20 protein-coding genes are annotated in these 20308 nt (G+C 37.3%); 12 read left to right on the top strand and 8 right to left on the bottom strand.

Translation table 11 applies throughout. The annotated features are described in order from the left end of the window. Positions 1-106 precede the first annotated feature (106 nt). Complete coding sequence (locus tag N0B48_RS12785) at positions 107-793, top strand: hypothetical protein (protein ID WP_259839180.1); 687 nt, start codon at positions 107-109, stop codon at positions 791-793. A gap of 152 nt (positions 794-945) precedes the next feature. Further along, complete coding sequence (locus tag N0B48_RS12790) at positions 946-3801, top strand: M16 family metallopeptidase (RefSeq protein ID WP_259839181.1); 2856 nt, start codon at positions 946-948, stop codon at positions 3799-3801. A gap of 58 nt (positions 3802-3859) precedes the next feature. Here the strand turns inward: N0B48_RS12790 and N0B48_RS12795 are convergent, their stop codons facing one another. Together N0B48_RS12795 and N0B48_RS12800 are read right to left on the bottom strand one after the other, a co-directional pair. Then, positions 3860-4444 carry a DUF3109 family protein gene (locus tag N0B48_RS12795; protein WP_259839182.1) on the bottom strand — a complete coding sequence of 195 codons (585 nt, stop codon included), beginning with the start codon at positions 4442-4444 and terminating at the stop codon, positions 3860-3862. Positions 4445-4449: 5 nt separating this feature from the next. Beyond that, complete coding sequence (locus tag N0B48_RS12800) at positions 4450-5355, bottom strand: DUF6427 family protein (RefSeq protein WP_259839183.1); 906 nt, start codon at positions 5353-5355, stop codon at positions 4450-4452. Positions 5356-5397: 42 nt separating this feature from the next. On the opposite strand from N0B48_RS12800, the gene N0B48_RS12805 reads away from it, so the two are divergent. Beyond that, positions 5398-5631, top strand: a complete 234-nt coding sequence (locus N0B48_RS12805) for a DUF6341 family protein (RefSeq protein ID WP_034731512.1) — start codon at positions 5398-5400, stop codon at positions 5629-5631. Positions 5632-5709: 78 nt separating this feature from the next. Here N0B48_RS12805 and N0B48_RS12810 read toward each other — a convergent pair whose 3' ends face one another. Continuing rightward, positions 5710-6147 (bottom strand): universal stress protein, encoded by a 438-nt coding sequence (locus tag N0B48_RS12810; RefSeq protein ID WP_259839184.1) that lies wholly within the window; start codon positions 6145-6147, stop codon positions 5710-5712. Between the two features lie 377 nt (positions 6148-6524). On the opposite strand from N0B48_RS12810, the gene N0B48_RS12815 reads away from it, so the two are divergent. Then, positions 6525-7439 carry a DUF535 family protein gene (locus tag N0B48_RS12815; protein ID WP_259839185.1) on the top strand — a complete coding sequence of 305 codons (915 nt, stop codon included), beginning with the start codon at positions 6525-6527 and terminating at the stop codon, positions 7437-7439. A 62-nt stretch (positions 7440-7501) separates the two neighbouring features. Here the strand turns inward: N0B48_RS12815 and N0B48_RS12820 are convergent, their stop codons facing one another. From N0B48_RS12820 to N0B48_RS12840, 5 genes are all read right to left on the bottom strand, one after another. After that, a complete protein-coding gene (locus N0B48_RS12820) occupies positions 7502-8107 on the bottom strand; it encodes a fumarylacetoacetate hydrolase family protein (protein WP_259839186.1) in 606 nt (201 codons plus the stop codon). Positions 8108-8167: 60 nt separating this feature from the next. Continuing rightward, a complete protein-coding gene (locus N0B48_RS12825; RefSeq protein ID WP_259839187.1) occupies positions 8168-8731 on the bottom strand; it encodes a hypothetical protein in 564 nt (187 codons plus the stop codon). 24 nt (positions 8732-8755) lie between these two features. Then, positions 8756-9154, bottom strand: coding sequence for a putative signal transducing protein (locus N0B48_RS12830; protein WP_259839188.1), 399 nt, complete (start codon positions 9152-9154; stop codon positions 8756-8758). A gap of 3 nt (positions 9155-9157) precedes the next feature. Next, on the bottom strand, positions 9158-9922 hold the full coding sequence (locus N0B48_RS12835; RefSeq protein ID WP_259839189.1) for a 3'-5' exonuclease: 765 nt from the start codon (positions 9920-9922) through the stop codon (positions 9158-9160). A gap of 74 nt (positions 9923-9996) precedes the next feature. Continuing rightward, positions 9997-10710: a CDP-alcohol phosphatidyltransferase family protein gene (locus tag N0B48_RS12840; RefSeq protein WP_259839190.1), complete on the bottom strand. Its 714-nt coding sequence runs from the start codon at positions 10708-10710 to the stop codon at positions 9997-9999. Between the two features lie 89 nt (positions 10711-10799). Here N0B48_RS12840 and N0B48_RS12845 point away from each other — a divergent pair, with 89 nt between their 5' ends. The 8 genes from N0B48_RS12845 (at position 10800) to N0B48_RS12880 (ending at position 20115) form a co-directional block, all read left to right on the top strand. Then, positions 10800-12728, top strand: coding sequence for an LTA synthase family protein (locus N0B48_RS12845; RefSeq protein WP_259839191.1), 1929 nt, complete (start codon positions 10800-10802; stop codon positions 12726-12728). 276 nt (positions 12729-13004) lie between these two features. After that, positions 13005-13424: a DUF2147 domain-containing protein gene (locus N0B48_RS12850; RefSeq protein ID WP_034731525.1), complete on the top strand. Its 420-nt coding sequence runs from the start codon at positions 13005-13007 to the stop codon at positions 13422-13424. 108 nt (positions 13425-13532) lie between these two features. Then, positions 13533-14030: an RNA polymerase sigma factor gene (locus N0B48_RS12855; protein WP_259839192.1), complete on the top strand. Its 498-nt coding sequence runs from the start codon at positions 13533-13535 to the stop codon at positions 14028-14030. A 1-nt stretch (position 14031) separates the two neighbouring features. Then, the gene (locus N0B48_RS12860) at positions 14032-14646 is read left to right on the top strand and encodes a DUF8845 family protein (protein ID WP_259839193.1); all 615 of its coding nucleotides are present in this window, start codon (positions 14032-14034) and stop codon (positions 14644-14646) included. 99 nt (positions 14647-14745) lie between these two features. Further along, positions 14746-15726: a pyruvate dehydrogenase complex E1 component subunit beta gene (locus tag N0B48_RS12865; protein WP_259839194.1), complete on the top strand. Its 981-nt coding sequence runs from the start codon at positions 14746-14748 to the stop codon at positions 15724-15726. 116 nt (positions 15727-15842) lie between these two features. After that, positions 15843-17837 carry a KUP/HAK/KT family potassium transporter gene (locus tag N0B48_RS12870; RefSeq protein WP_259839196.1) on the top strand — a complete coding sequence of 665 codons (1995 nt, stop codon included), beginning with the start codon at positions 15843-15845 and terminating at the stop codon, positions 17835-17837. A gap of 67 nt (positions 17838-17904) precedes the next feature. Beyond that, positions 17905-18378: a Fur family transcriptional regulator gene (locus tag N0B48_RS12875; protein WP_034731532.1), complete on the top strand. Its 474-nt coding sequence runs from the start codon at positions 17905-17907 to the stop codon at positions 18376-18378. 3 nt (positions 18379-18381) lie between these two features. Next, complete coding sequence (locus N0B48_RS12880; RefSeq protein WP_259839197.1) at positions 18382-20115, top strand: OstA-like protein; 1734 nt, start codon at positions 18382-18384, stop codon at positions 20113-20115. Positions 20116-20308: the final 193 nt, after the last annotated feature.

Consider the following 20308-nt stretch of genomic DNA (forward strand, 5'->3'; position numbering starts at 1 on the left):
CCTTAATGTATTCTTACAGATATTATAATGTATTGGGATAAATATCCTTTGTTTTATTTGTTGCGGTCATTATTCCTATATTTACACTTTAAAACTTATTATAGATATGAAAAAGATCATCATTCCGTTTTTCTGTGCCGTATTGTTTTCAGTGCCGGCAGCAGCTCAGCAGACCAGCGCAGCTCCCGCAAAGACGGAAGTCGTGAAATCTAAGCTGACCCCAAAAGAAGTTATAGACAATTATTTCAAAGCGTTAGGAGGTAAGGCTAAACTGGAAGCCGTAAAATCTACAGTTATTGATAACAGCCTTAGCGTTCAGGGGATGGATATCACCATGAGCACTACGAAAATGGGTAATAAATTTAAGTCTGTACAAACCGCAATGGGGCAGACAATAAGTCAGGTTTTTGACGGTGAAAAAGGATATATAGATAGAGCAGGACAGAAAACAGATTTCCCTGCTGAGAATATTGCCGAGCTGAAAAAAGGAACCACAGTTGAAGCTTTAGGCTTTAATGCTTCCAGCTTTCAGACCGCTACGGTAGAGAAAGTTGACGCTAAAGATTATAACGTATTATCTTCAGAAAAAGGAAAATTTTACTTTGATGCTGCTACGGGACTTTTATATAAATCTACGGTAGGACAAGGAAATGTTATCGTGAAAAATTACACTACAGTAGAAGGATTAAAATTCCCTTCTGAAGTAGATATTGATGGAAATGGCCAGAAAGTGACGATTAAAACTACAAAAGTTGTTTTAAATGCTCCGGTTTCTGATGCAGACTTTAAATAGAAACAATCATTTTATAAGATAGAAGCCGGATATTTTCCGGCTTTTTTATTGCCTGAATAATTTTAACTCAAATTTAACTATAATGCGAATTTTAACATTTCTTCACGTGGTGAATAATTGATACTTTTAGCACGAAAATAAATTCAAATTATATGAAGAAAGTTTTATCATCATTTGCGGTCATCTTCCTGATGTCCTCAAATGTATTCGGTCAGAATATCCCTGTGGATGCTTCTGTGAGAATCGGTACCCTTTCCAATGGAATGAAGTACTACATCAAAAAAAACACATTACCTGAAAAGAAAGTAGATTTCCGTCTGGCAATCAATGCCGGATCTATTCTTGAAGATGAAAACCAGAGAGGTTTAGCTCACTTTATGGAGCACATGAACTTCAACGGAACCAAGAATTTCCCGGACAACAAACTCGTAGATTTTCTACAGTCTATCGGGGTGAAATTCGGGCAGCACCTTAATGCTTACACCAGCTTTGACGAAACCGTTTATATGCTTCCCGTTCCATTGGATAAACCCGGAAATCTGGATGCAGGACTGAAAGTAATGGAAGACTGGGCATTCAACGCTACACTTTCTGATGCACAGATCAACAAAGAAAGAGGTGTTGTTCTGGAAGAGCTGAGATTGGGTCTTGGGGCAGATAAAAGAATGGCCGATAAATATCTTCCTAAATTATTATACAAATCACAATACGCAGACAGACTTCCAATCGGTAAAAAAGACGTTCTGGAAAACTTCAAGCCGGATGTGATCAGAAAATTCCACCAGGACTGGTACAGACCGGACCTTATGGCGATCGTAGTGGTAGGAGACATCAACGTAGATGAAGTTGAAAAGAAAATTAAAGACAATTTCAGCAAATATAAAAATCCATCCAAGCCGAGAGAGCGAAAAGTATTTGATCTGCCTAACCATAAAGAAACATTAGTAGCAATAGAAACTGATCCGGATGCTACCAATTCTATGGTTCAGTTCATTATGAAAGATGCTGATGCTTATAAGCCGGATGTGACTGTTGAGCAGTACAACCAGACTATTGTCGAAGGTCTTTCTACGACGATGTTGAACAACAGACTGAAAGAACTGATCAATTCAAACAATCCACCTTTTACATTCGGATCTGTGTATCATGGAGGAACGTATGCAAGAAGCAAAGAGGCTTTCCAGGGATTTGCCATGGTAAAAGAAGGAAATCAGCTGAACGCTCTGAAAGTTTTGTTGGAAGAAGTGGAAAGAGCGAAGAGATTCGGATTTACACAAACTGAACTTGACAGAGCAAAAGCACAGATGCTGTCTAACCTTGAAAGATCTTACAACAACCGTGACAAGACGGAAAGTGATATGCTGGTAGACGAGTATGTGAGAAACTTCCTGGAGCAGGAACCAATGCCGGGAATTGCATGGGAATATGATGATACGAAAACATTCCTTCCTAAGGTTACCTTGGCTCAAACCAATGAGGTGATTAAGAAAATGGTGAAGGATGACAGCAGAGTAATTGTGATCACGGGACCTAAAAAGGATAACGTTACAATGCCAACAGAAGCAATGGTTCTAAACACCTTTGAATCTGTAAAAATGGCAGATCTTAAGCCTTACGAAGAGAAAGCAGCGATCAAAAACCTGATAAAACCTTTCAAATCTGAAGGAAAAATTGCTAAAACGGAAACGGATGCGAAATTAGGAACAACAACCTGGACATTGAGCAATGGAGCTAAAGTGACTTTCAAAAAGACGGATTTCAAAGATGACGAAATCGTGTTTTCAGCAAGAAGCTTAGGAGGGAACTCTCTGATCTCTGATGCTGACTTTATCAAAACTCAGTTCGCTTTCGGAGCATTATCAGAAGCAGGAGTAGGCGGATTGTCAAAAGCGGATCTTACCAATTATCTTGCAGGAAAGCAGGTGAGTGTAAATCCAATGATAGGACCTTACTTTGAAGGAATTTCAGGAAGAACTTCCCAGAAAGATCTAGGAACGGCTATGGAGCTTACCTATGCTTATTTTACGGGATTAAATTACAATCCTGCTGCATTCAATGCATATAAAGAAAAGCAGTCTGCGATGCTGGATAACCTGTTATCTAATCCTCAGGCTTATTTCTCTAATGAGCATGCGAAATTCATGAACCAGAAGAACCCGAGATTCATAGGACTATTCCCAATGGAGAAAGACTGGGCCAATACGGATTATAAAAAAGCGTACGATATCTATAAAGAGAAATTTGCCAATGCAGCAAACTTCCAGTTTTATTTCGTTGGAAATATAGATGAGACTACTTTCAAAGAGCAGGTGCTTCAGTATATCGGAAGCCTTCCGACAGCTGGAAAAACTTCCACGTTCAAAGATACAGGCTACAGACAGCTGACCGGAGATCATTCGAAAGTGTACAAAAAAGGAAAAGATCCTAAGAGTATGGTGACGATCTCTTACAGCGGAGAAACACCTTACAACGAAAAAGAAGCTCTGGCTCTTGCAGCACTTGGAGAAGTAGCGACCATCAAAGTGATCGAAAAACTGAGAGAAGATGAAAGCGGAATCTACGGTGGTGGAGCAAGAGGAAGTATGAATAAGATTCCTTACAGCACTTATAATTTCAGCATCAGTTTCCCTTGCGGACCTGAAAATGCAGATAAATTGACGAAAAGTGCCATTACTGAACTTCAGAAACTAATCGACAAAGGTCCTGAGCAAAAAGACCTTGATAAGTACAAGGAAGGGGAATACAACGATAATAAAACAGAACTTAAGGATAATATGTTCTGGCTGAATGCTCTTGCTAAAAACCAGTTAGACGGCAGCGACAAATATGACATCCTGAACTATCAGGAAAAAGTAAAAGCGCTTACCGTAAAAGATCTTCAGGATGTGGCTAAGAAATACCTTGCCAAAGGAAAAATCACCGCAACCCTGATGCCGGAAGACGGATGGGAAAATACTAAAAAAGCTGATGCAAAACCTGCAGTAGTAGGAGCAACAGTCGTTAAATAATATTTTCAGAATAATTGATAAAAGAAAAACCGCAGAATAATCTGCGGTTTTTTATTGTTTAAGAGCCATATGCTTTTTTCCATTCATCGGCAGCTTCACTGAGAACGCCGTAGAACGCTTCACCGTACTTTCTGGTCAGTGGAGTTTTCAGGAATTTATAAATAGGAACCTGTAGTTCTTTTCCTAAAGCGCATGCATCGCTGCATACACTCCATTCGTGGTAGTTCAGAGCTGTGAACGTAGAATATTCTGTAACACGAATCGGGTAGAGGTGGCAGGAAATCGGTTTTTGCCAGTCTATAGCACCGTCTTCATACGCTTTTTCAATCCCACATTTCGTGATTCCTCTTTCGTCGAAAGTTACATAAGCACATTCGCGGTCTTCTACCATGGGTGTCACATACATTCCGTCCTCCGGATCTGTAGTCCATGTTCCCTGTTCTTCAAGGGCTTTGATGCCTTCCTGTGTAAGATAGGGCTTTATTTTATCAAGAATACTGTCTAAAATATCAAGCTCATCCTTATCTAGCGGAGCTCCTACATCTCCTTCCACACAGCATGCACCTTTGCATTTCGTAAGGTTGCAAACAAATTCTTCGGAAAATATATCCTCTGAAATCAATTTATCGTCTATCTGAATCATAATCTTTAAAATAAATTAAAATACGTACCTGCTTTAAAAGCAATCAAACTTATAATGATAAGGCATAAGCTTACCTCCCGCATCCAGTATTTAGGCAAAAATCTCATCATCCTGCTTAGGATAATGCTTGACGGAAATGCCAGAAGCAGTAAATACTCATAATTTTTATTCATGTACAGAATAATGGTCACCAGCTGAGCCAGTGAAAAGACAAGCAGAAACGTATACTTATATCTGCTTATCGGGCTTTTCTTATTATAGTTTGTGAAGTGGTCGTATACGGCATAAATAAGCATCAGCAGAATAGGAATCAATGGAAAAAGATCTATATAATCCGTCATAGGTTTCATTTTTCCAAACGGGAAATAATCTATATTCCATGTGGTAAAACTGAAAAAAAACATGATGGAGAAATAACTGAATGCAATTAATATGGTTCCTAAGAGAAATCTGAAGAGATTTAAACTTATTTTTTGAGAAGTGGCAATCACGTGAACAATCACGAAAAGGGCCATGGGCCACGTGGTAGGAAGGAAAATGAAATTCAAAGCAACGATGGCTCCTACCAGAACATACGACTTCTTTCTGATGTCTTCATCCGCACTCGTAAGAAGCAGAACAAGAAAAGAATTGGTGAGCAGCGAAACTGCAATTCCGATGTCCAGATGTCCGGGATAAAGTCCGAAAATAAAAAATGTGTATAAGAATAAGGGCAGATGGGTCTGATAATTCAGCGCAATGTTGTGAAAACAAAAATATCCCAAAGCAATTCCCAGAAAAGTTACCCCGGCAATAATCGCTTCATAAGTGTTGAAATTCAGTATGTTAAATATTATAACTACTAATAGAAGAAAACCAATATAAACAGGAATTGAAAAAATATTGCTTTCTTTTGAAAGTAATTTAAACATTTTTTATAAATTTGTACAAAGTTAATTTAAAAAAGGAAAATAATGACGTCTTTCTGGTTATTCTTAAGTAAAGTTTTCAAATGGGCCTTCGGTTTTTTTGATGCATTTGGAAATGTTCTAAACTGGATTTTATTTATCGTTTGCTGCGTACTGTTTACTTACTGGTGCTATGTATTGGTGGTAACTCTTGGTGGTGATAAAGATAAAGACTATTATTCTCCGACTGAGGGTAAGAACCCTTACTACGATCCGAAGATCTATAAAAAAGAAGGTTAATTAATTGGTTATATAGTAAAAAACCGATCGGACTTAGGTCTGATCGGTTTTTTTATTAACAGTTAAATTTAATTTTTTTTAGTCGTGGATGGGAAGTACCAGTACCGGAACGGGGGAGTCTTTTGTAAGTCCTTTCGTTAAGCTTCCTACAAAAACATCATAAATTCCACTTCTTCCGTGGGATCCCATGACGATATAATCTGCATTTTTAGCCTTGGCATAGTCCAGAATGGTATCCTTGGCGATTCCCTGTTTTAAAAGGTGCTCGCACTCCACATCCTGTGCAATAATTCGCTGCTCAATCTTATTCAGCTGTACCAGTTCCTCTCTGATCTCATTCGCTTCTACTTCAGGAAAATATTGATATCCCATATCACCGATAGCAAAACCAATATCTGTTGGCGCTACGTGAATCAGAAAGACTCTGCCGTTTAACTGTTTTGCAAATTTTACGGCTCCGTCTACAAGCTGTTCTGTTTTGTCCCCAAAATCTACGGGTAGTACAATATTTATCATGACCTCTAATTTTGTTATCTTAAAGGTAAGGAAAAATTGCCGAAATGTTATGTTAAATACTTATAATATTAATTGCAAACTGCCTTGTTAGCTATCTTTAGAATAAACAAAGCTGTAATTCTACAACATGGGTTTGGAACTCAATCTTGGTAAAAGATAATGATGCTATTGTTCATATTCGTTTTATTGAATTTTAATCACTTATTAACCATTGATAGTTTATTAAATTGTCATTTTTATTATTGAATTGATAGGTGTTTTGTGTATTGTCTGATGCAATAGTCCCTGTTGGGTGAATTTAATTTTTTTTTAATAAAAATTCATTAACTAACGTATTAATTTTGATTTAATTTGTTTCATAATTGAATTTATAATTAATGTTTAAGATTAGTAGAAAAGCATGGAGGTTTGCAGAAACTGCCTTCAGTAATGAGAGACGTAAGTATAGACGTAAGCAGCAATATAAAAGTTTTGTTTTAACTTTAATTAATTATAAATCTTCCAAATATTGGTTTGAAATTTTAGAAAGAGAGCGTTACAAAGAAGTCCTCTCTCAAAGGCCCCGTCTTTTTTTGAAACCATTCAAAGTTTATCTTTCAACTCGCTATTCCATCGAGCAAAGAATAAAAATCATTTGTGATACCTATGATTTTATATATGGTGAGCACATTGAAAAAATAATTTTTGGAGAAGATCATGTAGTATGTAAATTTGCCTTAAAAAACGGGCTGCCGGCAAAGCTGGTGATTGGCTATAATGACCGATACAGAAAAGAAGGAGAATTGGTTTTGTCTCTGGTCATTGATCATCTTGATGGCAATGTAGCCTCCCTATCTTTCTCCGTGGAAAAAAATGAGAAGAATGAATGGCTGTGCAGGATTGGCTGTCTTCAGGGGAGGCCTGTTGTAAACGGAGTCTACGTTACAAAGGAAGCTCAGAAACTGATGAATGGAATAAGACCCAAAGCTTTTTTAATTGAAATTTTGCAGGAGTTTTGCAAAACACTTGATATAAAATCCATTAATGCAATAGGTGGAAAATGTCAGGCCCAAAACAAAAAACATTTTATTCACATTTCTCTTTTGCATACCATACAGTTTTCGTATAACGAATTTTGGGAAGAAATGGGAGGTCAGGATCTGGGAAATCATTGGTACGCATTACCATCGGAAACTTCCAGAAAAAATATCAATGAAGTAAAATCAGAAAAAAGGGCATCCTACAGAAAAAGATATGAACTCATTGATTCTGTAAAAAGCAGTTTGTGTGATTATTTGAAAAGTAATCCCTAAAAAATAAAAAACGGCAGTCTTAATTTAAAAAATTAGGGTTGCCGTTTCACTGTTTATTTTTTTTATAATATTCGGATATCAAGGATTTTATCATCTTTCAGATAAGCTTCCAGAATATCATTTTCATTCACCTTTCCTACGCCTTTTGGAGTTCCAGTAAAAATAAGGTCTCCCACTCTCAACGTAAAATACTGGGAAGCAAAAGCAATGATATCATCAATACTGAAGATCATATCTTTTGTATTGCCATCCTGAACTTTTTCTTTGTTTTGCAGAAGTGAAAACTGAAGTCCTTCCAGATCATAGCTTTCTTTGTTGAAAAAATTCCCTACTACTGCTGAACCGTCAAAACCTTTGGCAAGCTCCCATGGAAGCCCCTTGGATTTAAGTTCGCTCTGAAGATCTCTTGCTGTAAAATCTATTCCTAAGCTGATTTCCTCATAATGCTTGTGCGCCACATCTTTCTGAATGTATTTTCCTCCTTTTGAAATCTTGACAACAACTTCCAGCTCATAATGTACGTCATCTGAAAATTCTGGAATGTAGAAGTCGTTTCCCTTTAAAACCGCTGTGTCAGGTTTCATGAAAATAACCGGTTGTTCAGGAATTTCGTTTCCTAATTCTTTTGCATGCTCGCTGTAGTTTCTTCCAATACAAATGATTTTCATAATTCTTTTGTTATTTTGTTTTGCTTCATTCATCATTGAAAGAAATGAAGCTGTGATCTATTATTGTACAATTCCTTTAAAAAAACCTTCTCCTTCTTCAAAATATTTTTCTAAACCGTAGCCGTTCTGAAATTTAAACCGTACATATCCGAAAATAGGGTCTCCTTTTTTATAAGAACTTTTATCTAAAATCAATTTACTTTCAAGCAATTTAGTGTATTCTTCCGGTGTATGAGAAGAGTGATTGTCTGTGTAAGAATAATGATTGATCTTATATCTGTTTCCAAGGTTTTGTATTTTATAACCGCCGCCACTGAACCCGTCTCCTGCTTTAAAAACAATTTCCAGATTATATTTTTGATCATATATGGCACATGCATAATACTCTTCGCCGGTCTGGTTTTTTACTTTTATTTTAAAAGTATTAGACTTCACATTTTCCGAGTCACTCTCAAAAATTGTTCTTTGTTTTTGTTGGTCAAAAGTTTTATAGATCGGATTTTTAGATAAGTTAGCGTCTATTTCAGTGCGTTTCCATGATATAAAATAATAGGTTGCCATAAAAATCGGAATTGCAACAATACCAATTAAAATGAATAAAAAGACCTTCTTAATTTTTTTCATGTGTAAGTTTAGCTAAAAAAAATCTTAATGCGTAAACTCATTCCCACAATAGTAACATACAAACTTCTGACTGGACAAAATGGAGATTCCAAAGAAGCTCGTCGCTCTGTCGTCCCTGTAAATATGATTTGAACCACATTTTGGGCATACAAAATCAAATACAGGATCGTTGATCGTATGTTCTACTTCCAGAGAATACGCTTCGTTATCATTATAATCCTGAAGAATCTTTTTCGCCTTTTCGAGATCATCTTCAAAAACCTGAAGCTGAATGCCGCCCACAGCCTGTGAAAGCAGCCAGTCAGACTGGATCAGCTGTTCGTTCGCAATGAAACCATTCACTCCGTTTTCGGCAAGGATCTGTTTGTCCCTGTTGGCTTCAAGGGCTGTTTCGTAAAATTTAAAACGGACCAGATTTGACATGTATTAAAACTTGCTTGATAGTTGAATTTTGGTGAAGACTTTCTTCGTATACAACGGAAAATCAGCATTCTGAAGCCATCCGTAATAGCCTAAATCTTTTTGGAATACAGCTTTTACCACCTGTCCCTTATATTTTCCGAAGTTGAAAACAGCTTCCGTTTTATCATTGTATCCGATGAATCCCGCAAGGTCAGCATTCTTATTATGGAAGGTGAACTCACTTAAAGGCGCAATTTCATTCGGGATATCGTCATACTTTCCGACCTGTGCATCCAGTACCTCGAAAGTTGCCATCACATCAGCTTCTGCAGAGTGAGCGTTTTCCAGAACCTTTCCACAGTAGAACTGATAAGCAGCTCCCAGATTTCTTGGTTCTTTTTTGTGGAAAATAGTCTGTGCATCTACCAGTCTGAATTTACTTAAGTCAAAATCTATTTCTACCCTCAAAAGTTCTTCTGCCAAAAGCGGAACATCAAAACGGTTGGAATTAAATCCTCCCAAATCACTTCCTGCAAGCATTTCCATCACCTTTGGAGCGATATCTCTGAACGTTGGAGCATCCTTTATATCTTCATCATAAATTCCATGGATCAGACTGGATTCGTTGGGAATAGGCATTTCCGGGTTCACGCGCCAGGTTTTGCTTTCTCTGGAGGCATCCGGGTTTACTTTTAAAATACAGATTTCTACGATTTTGTCTTTTCCGATATTTGTTCCTGTCGTTTCAAGGTCAAAAACACAAAGGGGTTTATAGAGTTTTAAATTCATTTCTTTAATTTGAAAATGGGTTAAAATAATGTGCTGATTTGATATACTAATTTCTAACTTCTAGCCTCTAATTTCTACTTCAACTGTCTCTGAAAAACCAGCGATACTAATATATAATAAATAACAAGCATAGGAATCCCTACCACCTGAAATATAATCAGAATAGCAATTCCTCCGACTAATAAAATAACTTTCGGGTAATTATCCTGCAGCGTTTTCGATTTGAATTTCATTGCCATCATTTTGATCGGGCTGATCAGAAGCCATGACGTGACAACCGTCAATACAATCAAAAACAATGAATTGTCAAATAAGAATCCAAAATATCCGGTTTCTTTGAAGGCGTAATACAGTCCAAACAGCAATACCGTATTGGTAGGCGTATTCAAACCTTTAAAATAATAACGCTGCTCCTCATCAAGATTAAAAATGGCCAATCTTAAGCATGAGAAAATGGTCGCGAGAAGACCGATATAACTGATGTCAAAAGGAAGATGCAGTCCTAAAATTTCGTTTCCGAACGGTTCCAGAGCTTTATACATGGTAAGGCCGGGAATCAGTCCGAAACTCACCATATCCGCCAGAGAATCCAGCTGAAGTCCCAGATTGGAGTTTGATTTTACAGCGCGGGCTACAAACCCGTCAAAGAAATCAAAAATGCAAGAAAGAATCATACAGATGGCCGTAGTCTGGTAATCGCCCAGAATAAGATGTATCGCACCTACACAGCCTGCAAATAAATTGGCAAGGGTCAATAAATTGGCAAGATTATTTTTTATGAAATTCATAACAACAAAAATACAGTTTTTCCAAATTTTATACCGAAATATTATGCAGGAAAAAATACATTAATCGGTTTTTGATGTAAATTTGCCGAATGAAATTTTTTAAAGAATTTAGAAAACAGGAAGTTCTGGCGCTTTTATACAGGATTTTCTTAGCATACGTTTTTTATCAGATTGCCCGGCTTTTGTTTTGGTATTTCAATAAAGAACTCATCAAAGTAGACTCTGTTTCAGATTATTTCAACCTGGCGTTTCATGGGACAGCCTTTGATACCACGGCGATCTTATACGTGAATGCCTTGTTTATTCTGTTAAGCCTTGTTCCCATTGTGATCAATACAAAGAAAGGCTATCAGACTGTTTTGTTCTGGCTGTATTTTATCACCAACGGCATTGCTTATGCGATGAATTTCGGGGATTTTATCTACTACAAATTTTCACAGGCAAGACTGACCTCTACCGCCATGGAAGTGGCAAAACACGAATCTAATGTCTTTAAAGTATTCATGGTTTCCGTAGGGCAGCATCCTTTTGTTCTGATTTGGTTTGTCGTTTTAATGGCACTTTGGGTTTTCCTTTACAAAAAGGTGAAGGTAACAGAACAGAAACCTTTAAAGCTGATTCCTTACTTTATCTGGTCGGTGCTTTTTCTTTGCGGGACCATTGTTTTGGTGATCGGAGGAATCCGTGGTGATTTCAAACACAGTACAAGACCAATCAACTTAGTGGATGCCAACCGTTTTGTCGTGAATCCACTTCAGGGAAATATCGTGTTGAACAGTACATTTTCATTTTTCAGAACATTAGGGACTAATAATTTTAAAGAAGTTCATTTTGTAGACGAAAAATTTATTACAGACAATGTTCAGCCGTATAAAATATACGACAGAAAAGTAGAGAACCGTCCCAATATTGTCATTTTCATTGTTGAATCTTTTGGCAGAGAATATTCAGGGGCTTTTAATAAAGATAAAAATATCAAAGGTTACGTTTCTTATACCCCTTTTATAGACAGCCTTGCCGGACAGAGTTTGATTTTCCCCAATACTTTTGCGAATGGAAGACAGTCTATCCATGGAATGAGCAGCGTATTGGCGGGAATTCCAAGTCTTACTGATGCGTTTACAAGTTCGCCGTATTCCAACCAGAAAATTCAGTCTATTGTTTCGGTATGTAACGATCTCGGCTATGATACTTCTTTCTATCACGGAGCTCCGAACGGATCGATGGGCTTCCTTGGATTTGGAAATATCTTAGGATTTAAACATTATTTCGGGAAGAATGAATACAACCATGATGAAGATTTCGACGGAATGTGGGCTATTTGGGATGAACCGTTTCTTCAGTATTTTGCAAAGAATGTAGGAAAGAAGCAACCTTTTATGACCACGGTATTTACAGCGTCGTCACACCACCCGTTTAAAATTCCTGAAAAATATAAAGGGAAATTCAAAAAAGGAACCATAGAGATGCATGAGCCCATGCAATACACGGATTATTCAATCAAAAAATATTTTGAAACGGCTAAAAAAGAACCTTGGTTCAATAACACAATTTTCGTGTTCACAGGAGACCATACCAACCAGATCGCTTACGGTGAATATGAAAAAGCAATGAACCGATTTGCCGTTCCGTTAATCCTCTATTCTCCAAATCCGGAATACAATCTGAAAGGCGTGAACCTCGAAACCGCTCAGCAAATAGATATTTATCCTACACTGGCAGACCTTATCGGGTACAACAAACAGATTAGAAGCTGGGGACGAAGTCTCGTGAGTGATAAAAAATACACTTCTATCGTGGTCAATTCTGATGGAAGTTCAGAGCAGTTCATCATCGGAAATCATATGTACCGCTTCGATGGAAAGCAGATCACAGGGATATACGATAAAAATGACCTCGGTTTTGAAAAGAACCTGATGGGGCAGTTGAAAACCCCGGAAACAGAAAAAGAAATGCAGACGGCCAAAGCCTGGTTCCAGGATTATATGGACAGGGTGATTAATAGAAAACTGAAATAGCTTGAGTTGCGGGTTACGAGGTACGGGTTTGAGAGTAGGAGAGTTGTAGAGTGAGAGCGTTTTAGGGTTGTAGAGTTTTTGTTACTGGTTGGTAGTTGCTGGTTCACATCACGAAACCCGAAACCCGAAACCCGTATCCCACATCCCGCATCCCGAAACTTTGGCCTATCATATGCTCTGTATAATAAAAGTTTTTGCCTGTTTAAAATTTAATTTATACTTTTAGCAATAGATACCTAACAAAAAACGTATATCGGAATTAAAACTATAAGAAATATGAAAAAATTATTATTAACATTCGTGCTCTCTCTGTTTGGCGTATTATCGTTTGCACAGATCGAAGGGAAATGGAAGACTATAGATGATGAAACGAAGCAGGCTAAATCTGTGGTGGAAATCTTTAAAAAGTCAGACGGAAAGTATTACGGAAAAGTTTCCCAGTTGCTTATAAAGCCTGCAGATCCAAATTGCACGGGATGTAAAGATGACAGAAAAGGAAAACCAATCTTAGGAATGGAAATCATCAGAGGTCTTAAAAAAGATGGTGATGAATTTACAGGAGGAACTATTACAGATCCTAAATCAGGTAAAACGTATAAGTGTACCATTACAAAAAGTGGTGACAAACTGAATGTAAGAGGATATATGGGAGTTTCTGTATTCGGAAGAACTCAGACCTGGGATAAAGTAAACTAATCAGGTTTAAATAAATTGTAAGACGGCATTTCAGCAATGAGATGCCGTTTTTTTCATTTTTTTTGAAAAAAATATGTAACGAAAATAAAAACCTCCCACTCATAAAGCATGAGCACAGAACTGGAAAAAACTTTTGTCGATTTTTTTAAGCCTAATCAGAGGCTTATTCACAAATTATGCAGGATATACACCGATAATGCTGAAGACCATGAAGACCTCTTTCAGGAAATTACAGTTCAGCTTTGGAAATCTTTTCCGGGGTTTAAAGGAGAAGCCAAGTTTTCTACCTGGATGTATAAAGTTGCCCTGAATACGGCAATGACTCTTTTCCGAAAGCCTCAGAAAAAACAAATTCAGCATGCTGATATCGATGTTTCCACTTTAAAAATGGAATATGAGGCATACGAAGATGATGAGCACAAACTGAAAAGAATGTACAAAGCTATTCATGAGCTGTCCGATGTAGAAAAGGCTTTGATCATGATGTATCTCGAAGACAGGCCTTACAGGGAAATAGGAGAGATTCTGGGAATAACAGAAGGAAATGCAAGAGTGAAGATGAACAGAGCAAAGAATAATTTAAAAACAAAAATAAACACAAAATAATATGGAAGATTTGGAACTTTTGAAAAAAGACTGGAATAAAGAAGAAGCAGAATTTAAAGACTATTCGGAAAACGAAATTTATTCCATGATCAAGCAGAAATCTGTTTCTGTAGCAAAAACTTTATTCGTGGTTGGCTTGATAGAAATTGTACTTTGGTCAGTCTATGGCTATATGAACGGAGAGTTTCCTTATTTGAGAATGATCTTGTTCTCCGGATTTGTCATTCTTATTATGTTATTGTTTCGCAGACTGAAAACCGGGCAGGATTCTTTATCATTAATGAAAAACATTCTGAACATGAGAAAGCTGATCTTCGGATACGCCGGAATTTCCTTTTTTCTGGTTATTCTGGATAATCTGATTCATTTTGATCTCTATACAAAAGAAGTGATGGCAGGCTCAATAGACGGTTTTAATAGCGTTCATGATACTACAACTCACACCAATCCCGAAATGATGGTACCCGGAATGGGAAATTATGTAGTATTTACATTGTGTATGCTCCTCGGATTGTATATTTTGTATGTGATTTATAAAAGAACTTACGGTAAAATTCTGTCCGATCTCAGAAAAAACTACAGAGAACTGAGTAGGGCGGAAGAAAAAGCTTTTTAATTCAATAGATATTAAGCCTTCTCATTCAATGAGATGCCTTTTTTGTTATGTTAGTAATAAAAAAACACTATTTTTGTAGTCTAAATTTTTCAAATAAATATGGCAGAATATACTTTTCGTGAGGTAATTGCACAAGCAATGAGCGAGGAAATGCGTAAAGACGAATCCATCTTTTTAATGGGGGAGGAAGTTGCAGAATACAATGGTGCGTATAAAGCTTCAAAAGGAATGTTGGATGAATTTGGTCCTAAAAGAGTAATCGATACACCCATTGCTGAGCTTGGTTTTACTGGGATTGCTGTAGGTGCTGCGATGAATGGTAACAGACCAATTGTAGAGTATATGACGTTCAATTTCTCTTTGGTAGGTATTGATCAGATTATTAATAACGCGGCTAAGATCCGTCAGATGAGCGGTGGCCAGTGGAACTGTCCAATCGTTTTCAGAGGTCCTACGGCTTCGGCAGGACAATTGGGAGCTACACACTCTCAGGCTTTTGAAAACTGGTTTGCCAACGTTCCGGGACTTAAAGTAGTAGTTCCTTCAAACCCTTACGATGCGAAAGGATTGTTGAAAACAGCTATCCAGGATAATGATCCGGTGATCTTCATGGAATCTGAGCAGATGTATGGTGATAAAATGGAAATTCCTGAAGAAGAATATTACCTGCCAATAGGTAAAGCAGTTATTAAAAGAGAAGGTACAGACGTTACTTTGGTTTCTTTCGGTAAGATCATGAAGCTGGCTATTCAGGCTGCTGAAGATATGGCTAAAGAAGGGATCTCTGTAGAAGTGATCGACCTTAGAACAGTTCGTCCTCTTGATTTTGATACCGTTTTAGCTTCTGTTAAAAAGACAAACAGATTGGTGATCCTTGAAGAAGCGTGGCCATTCGGTTCAGTATCTTCTGAAATTACTTATATGGTACAGCAAAAAGCATTTGATTACTTAGATGCTCCTATCAAGAGAATTACAACTCCTGATGCCCCTGCACCGTATTCAGCTGCATTATTTGCAGAATGGTTCCCTAAGCTTGAAAAAGTGAAAGAGGAGATCAAAAAAGCGATGTACGTAAAATAACTATTATAGAGAAAAACTTCCGAAAGGAAGTTTTTTCATTTATTCTATTCATGAAGAATAGTTCTTGGCGTCATAAAATTAGTATAAATTTGCGCGTTTAAAATAAATAAGCTGACATGGCAGACGTTACAGAAGATGGTTATCATTTTGACATAAAAAAACTTTCTTTTATGGGAGTTTTAGTCTCTCTCGGAATTGTTTTCGGAGATATCGGGACATCACCGCTTTACGTAATGAAAGCGATTGTAAATGCAAGAGATGGCGGTAGTAATATGCCTTTCAACGAATACATAGAAGGAGCTCTTTCCTGTATTATTTGGACACTTACTCTTCAGACTACGATAAAGTACGTAATCATTGCTCTAAGGGCAGACAACAAAGGAGAAGGAGGTATTTTGGCTTTATTCTCATTAGTTAAAAACCTTAAAAAAGGATGGCTGTATCTTATTGCCATCGTAGGAGCAGCAGCACTGGTTGCAGATGGAGTCATCACACCCTCGCTTACAGTAATGTCAGCTATCGAAGGTCTTGAAATATATAATCCTCATACCCCGGTTGTTCCTATTACTATCGGAATTCTGATTGTAATATTTGTGGTACAGCAATTTGGAACCAGCTTTATAGGGAAATTTTTTGGACCTGTAATGGTGGTTTGGTTCCTGGTTTTAGGTGGTTTGGGAGTAATGCATTTAAGTGAAAATTTCGAAATTCTGAGATCTTTCAATCCTTATTATGCGTACAAGCTTATTGTCAATTCTCCAAGCGCGATTGTTATTCTTGGTGCTGTTTTCCTTTGTACCACCGGAGCTGAGGCTCTTTATTCAGATTTAGGTCACTGCGGTGCTAAAAATATTAGAGTAAGCTGGGGATTTGTTAAAGTGATGCTTATCTTAAATTATCTTGGACAGGGAGCTTGGCTTTTGACCAATCATGCTAAACCCGGATTTTCTGTGGTGAATCCATTCTTTGGAATCATGGAAGAGTGGATGATTGTACCAGGTGTAATTATGGCGACTGCAGCAGCAATTATTGCAAGTCAGGCCTTAATTACCGGTTCTTTTACCATTTTTTCTGAGGCGATGTCACTTAATTTATGGCCGAATCAAAAAATTGATTACCCTTCTGGAGTCAAAGGGCAAATGTATATCCCAAGAATCAATTGGGGACTTTTGATCTTATGTATTATTGTCGTACTTCATTTTAGAGAGTCTGGAAAAATGGAAGCCGCCTATGGATTGTCCATTACAGTAACGATGTTGATGACAACAGTCCTGTTGGTTTTCTGGCTATTAAAACATAGAGTGAGCAAAGTATTAATCGTATTTTTCGCCTTAGTCTATATGGCGATTGAACTAGGATTTTTCAGTGCCAATATCATCAAGTTCATGGAAGGTGGCTGGATTACAGTAGTGTTAGCCGGTTCTATTGGTATCTCTATGTACGCATGGTACAATGGACGACTGATAAAAACAACATTTATCCAGTTTGTAAAAATAGAGAAATACGTATCGATCATAAAAGATATGAAGTTGGATGAAAGCATTCCAAAATATGCAACCAACCTTGCTTACCTGAGCAGAGCTAAGAGAAATGATGAAGTAGAATCTAAAATTATCTATTCCATCATCAAAAAACAGCCGAAAAGAGCAGATCATTATTTTATATTAAGCATTGTCAATCAGGAAGATCCGTATACCTTTAAATATACCGTAGACGAAATTCTGCCGGGAACTGTATACAAAGTTAATTTCCTTTTAGGATTTAAAGTAGACAGAAGAATCAATGATTATTTTAATATGGTACTAAAAGATCTTATGGCCGATGGAACCATTCCTTCAAGGAGCAGCCATCCGTCTCTGAGAGCCCATAATATTCCGCCGGATCTGAAGTATGTGATTATAGATAATACGTATATTAACGATATACTTTTAACTGTTAAACAGAAGATTGTACTCAATATCTACAACTTTGTGAAGTACATCGGAAGCGATGATTTCAAGGCCTGGGGAGTATCCTCACACAACGTGGAAGTGGAGTCTGCGCCTATCACAGAACTTACGATTTATGACAACAAGATTGAGCAGTCTGGCTTCATCCGTCACAATTCCTAAAAGTCCGCGCACCAAAGTATAAGGTCTATTTAAATAAAAATCAATAAATTTGTAGATAATTTTTTTGATGGATACAATACAAAAAGAAAAAAATATTGCCTTGATCAAGGATGTTTTAAGAAATTACCTGCTAGAAAAGGGTTTCAGAAACACGCCTGAACGATATACGATATTAGAAGAGATTTATAATATGGATCATCACTTCAATGTGGATGATCTCTATCTCCTGATGATGCAGAAGAAATATCATGTTTCAAAAGCAACCATTTACAACACTATTGAAATTTTCCTTGATGCAGGATTGATCCGTAAGCATCAGTTTGGAGAAAAAACACTGACCTCTTCATCTTATGAGAAGTCTTATTTTGACAAACAGCATGACCATTTGGTGATCTACAAAAAAGGCTCTGATAAAGAAATTGAAGAAATCATCGAATTCTGCGATCCAAGAATCCAGGGAATTAAAGAAGCAATTGAAGAAGCATTTGGCGTAAATATTGATTCGCATTCGCTGTATTTCTATGGTACCAAGAATGATTAATCAATGAGAATAATCCTTTTTCTGTTAATTTTTATTTCTGCGTTCAGCTCCGCACAGGACAATAAAACCACGCAGATGGATCCTTATATTCAAAATAAAGGGAAACCTTTACCGGCTGTACGGCCTGAAGATAAGGTGAAAATCATCCATGCCGATGAATTTAAAAAAGACACTAAATACGAGGGAAACCAATACATGGTAGGTCATGTTCAGATAGAGCATCAGGGATCTATTCTCTATGCCGATGAGGTTATTCTTTATAACGATCAAAGTCTTGTAAAAGCCATTGGTAATGCAAAACTGCAGAACGCAGACGGCTCCGTAATTACTGCCCATGAAATGGAGTACAACGGCGTTACCCAGAAAGGGGTAGCCAAGAAAGACGTTGTTCTTACCGATCCCAAACAGACCATTAAAACAGATATTCTTTATTACGACAGGCTTGCCAATCAGGCCTACTTCAATACAGGAGGAACGATCAGTGACGCGCAAAACGTGATGTACACGAAATCGGCGACCTATTTTCTCAATACCAAAATGATTGATTTTGTCGGGAACGTAAAAATAGACAGTCCGGATTATATCATTGAAGGTCCCAATATCAAACAGAACCAGAATACAAAGGTGGCTGAGTTCTTTGGACCCACAACAATCACGAACCGAGCCAATCCTAAAAACAGAATCTATACCGAAAGAGGAACCTACAGAATGGAGACCAAGGAAGCTTTCCTTAACAAAAACTCCAAGATCTTCTATAACGACAAAATCCTGACCGGTGATGATATGTATTTTAATAATATCACAGGTTTCGGTAAAGCTACCGGAAACGTTACCCTGGACGACCCCAAGGAAAAAAGATATATGAAAGGAGGCTATGGAGAAATTTTCCAAAAGAAAGATTCAGCCATGATGACCAAAGGTCCTTATGCTGTGAAGATCATGGAAAAAGACTCTATTTATTTTGCCGCAGAAAAAATACTTTCTTACCAGCGACCGGATTCAGCAGATATTACCATTAAGAAAAGCTTTTTGAGAGCCTACAAAAAAGGACGTATCTTTAAATCCAATGCGCAGGGAAGAGCAGATTCCATCGCCTTCAATGAAACAGACGGGATCATGCATATGTATACCAACCCAATTCTTTGGAGCGGTGAAAAACAGGTAACTGGAGATAAAGTAGAAGCTTATTTCAATACGAAAACCGAGAACATAGATTCACTTAAAGTAATAGGAAATGCTTTTGCGATAAGCAAAGTGGATTCATTGAACCTTAAAGATGAATTCAACCAGGTGAAAGGAAAATTCATGACGGTTTACTATCAGAATAATGAAATCAAAGAAGCCAGAGTGGTTGGGAATGCCCAATCCATCACTTACGTAGATGATGTAGATCAGGAGACCAAAAAACCAATGAGAATAGGGATTACACTTTCTACCTGTGGAATCATCGGAGCGTTATTTGAAGAGACCGGACTACAGATTATATCATGCAGCATTGGGGCCAATTCAGATACCTATCCTATGAGTATGATAGAACCGGACAGAAGAAAGTTTTCCGATTTCAACTGGAATACCAAAGACCGGATCAGAAAATGGCAGGATATCCTGGTAGACAGTCCTAATTACGAAGAAATTAAATACACTTCTGATAATGAGCTGTTTGACAAAGCTCAGGAGGCCGTAGATAAAGAAAGAGCCAAAGAAGAAGCTAAAAAACCTAAACGGGTTCGAAAATAAAAATATAATTTTCAACGAAAAGAATGAATCACCACTTTTTATTAAAAAGTGGTGATTTATTTTGGGCTTAAACTCCTCTCAATTTTGAAATCTACTAAAATAATAGACTTTTATTTTGATGATAAGCTTTTTGCTCAGTCGCAGAATGACCCTTAAAATCTACGTTTTTTATTCTTTCATTTTTATTTAACAT

The sequence above is a fragment of the Chryseobacterium herbae genome (genome assembly GCF_025154075.1).
In the GTDB taxonomy this organism is placed as follows: Bacteria; Bacteroidota; Bacteroidia; order Flavobacteriales; family Weeksellaceae; genus Chryseobacterium; species Chryseobacterium herbae.

Coding starts and splice junctions, on each gene's coding strand:
- N0B48_RS12785 (WP_259839180.1), top strand. CDS start 107: ATGAAAAAGATCATCATTCCGTTTTTCTGTGCCGTATTGTTTTCAGTG.
- N0B48_RS12790 (WP_259839181.1), top strand. CDS start 946: ATGAAGAAAGTTTTATCATCATTTGCGGTCATCTTCCTGATGTCCTCA.
- N0B48_RS12795 (WP_259839182.1), bottom strand. CDS start 4,444: ATGATTCAGATAGACGATAAATTGATTTCAGAGGATATATTTTCCGAA.
- N0B48_RS12800 (WP_259839183.1), bottom strand. CDS start 5,355: ATGTTTAAATTACTTTCAAAAGAAAGCAATATTTTTTCAATTCCTGTT.
- N0B48_RS12805 (WP_034731512.1), top strand. CDS start 5,398: ATGACGTCTTTCTGGTTATTCTTAAGTAAAGTTTTCAAATGGGCCTTC.
- N0B48_RS12810 (WP_259839184.1), bottom strand. CDS start 6,147: ATGATAAATATTGTACTACCCGTAGATTTTGGGGACAAAACAGAACAG.
- N0B48_RS12815 (WP_259839185.1), top strand. CDS start 6,525: ATGTTTAAGATTAGTAGAAAAGCATGGAGGTTTGCAGAAACTGCCTTC.
- N0B48_RS12820 (WP_259839186.1), bottom strand. CDS start 8,107: ATGAAAATCATTTGTATTGGAAGAAACTACAGCGAGCATGCAAAAGAA.
- N0B48_RS12825 (WP_259839187.1), bottom strand. CDS start 8,731: ATGAAAAAAATTAAGAAGGTCTTTTTATTCATTTTAATTGGTATTGTT.
- N0B48_RS12830 (WP_259839188.1), bottom strand. CDS start 9,154: ATGTCAAATCTGGTCCGTTTTAAATTTTACGAAACAGCCCTTGAAGCC.
- N0B48_RS12835 (WP_259839189.1), bottom strand. CDS start 9,922: ATGAATTTAAAACTCTATAAACCCCTTTGTGTTTTTGACCTTGAAACG.
- N0B48_RS12840 (WP_259839190.1), bottom strand. CDS start 10,710: ATGAATTTCATAAAAAATAATCTTGCCAATTTATTGACCCTTGCCAAT.
- N0B48_RS12845 (WP_259839191.1), top strand. CDS start 10,800: ATGAAATTTTTTAAAGAATTTAGAAAACAGGAAGTTCTGGCGCTTTTA.
- N0B48_RS12850 (WP_034731525.1), top strand. CDS start 13,005: ATGAAAAAATTATTATTAACATTCGTGCTCTCTCTGTTTGGCGTATTA.
- N0B48_RS12855 (WP_259839192.1), top strand. CDS start 13,533: ATGAGCACAGAACTGGAAAAAACTTTTGTCGATTTTTTTAAGCCTAAT.
- N0B48_RS12860 (WP_259839193.1), top strand. CDS start 14,032: ATGGAAGATTTGGAACTTTTGAAAAAAGACTGGAATAAAGAAGAAGCA.
- N0B48_RS12865 (WP_259839194.1), top strand. CDS start 14,746: ATGGCAGAATATACTTTTCGTGAGGTAATTGCACAAGCAATGAGCGAG.
- N0B48_RS12870 (WP_259839196.1), top strand. CDS start 15,843: ATGGCAGACGTTACAGAAGATGGTTATCATTTTGACATAAAAAAACTT.
- N0B48_RS12875 (WP_034731532.1), top strand. CDS start 17,905: ATGGATACAATACAAAAAGAAAAAAATATTGCCTTGATCAAGGATGTT.
- N0B48_RS12880 (WP_259839197.1), top strand. CDS start 18,382: ATGAGAATAATCCTTTTTCTGTTAATTTTTATTTCTGCGTTCAGCTCC.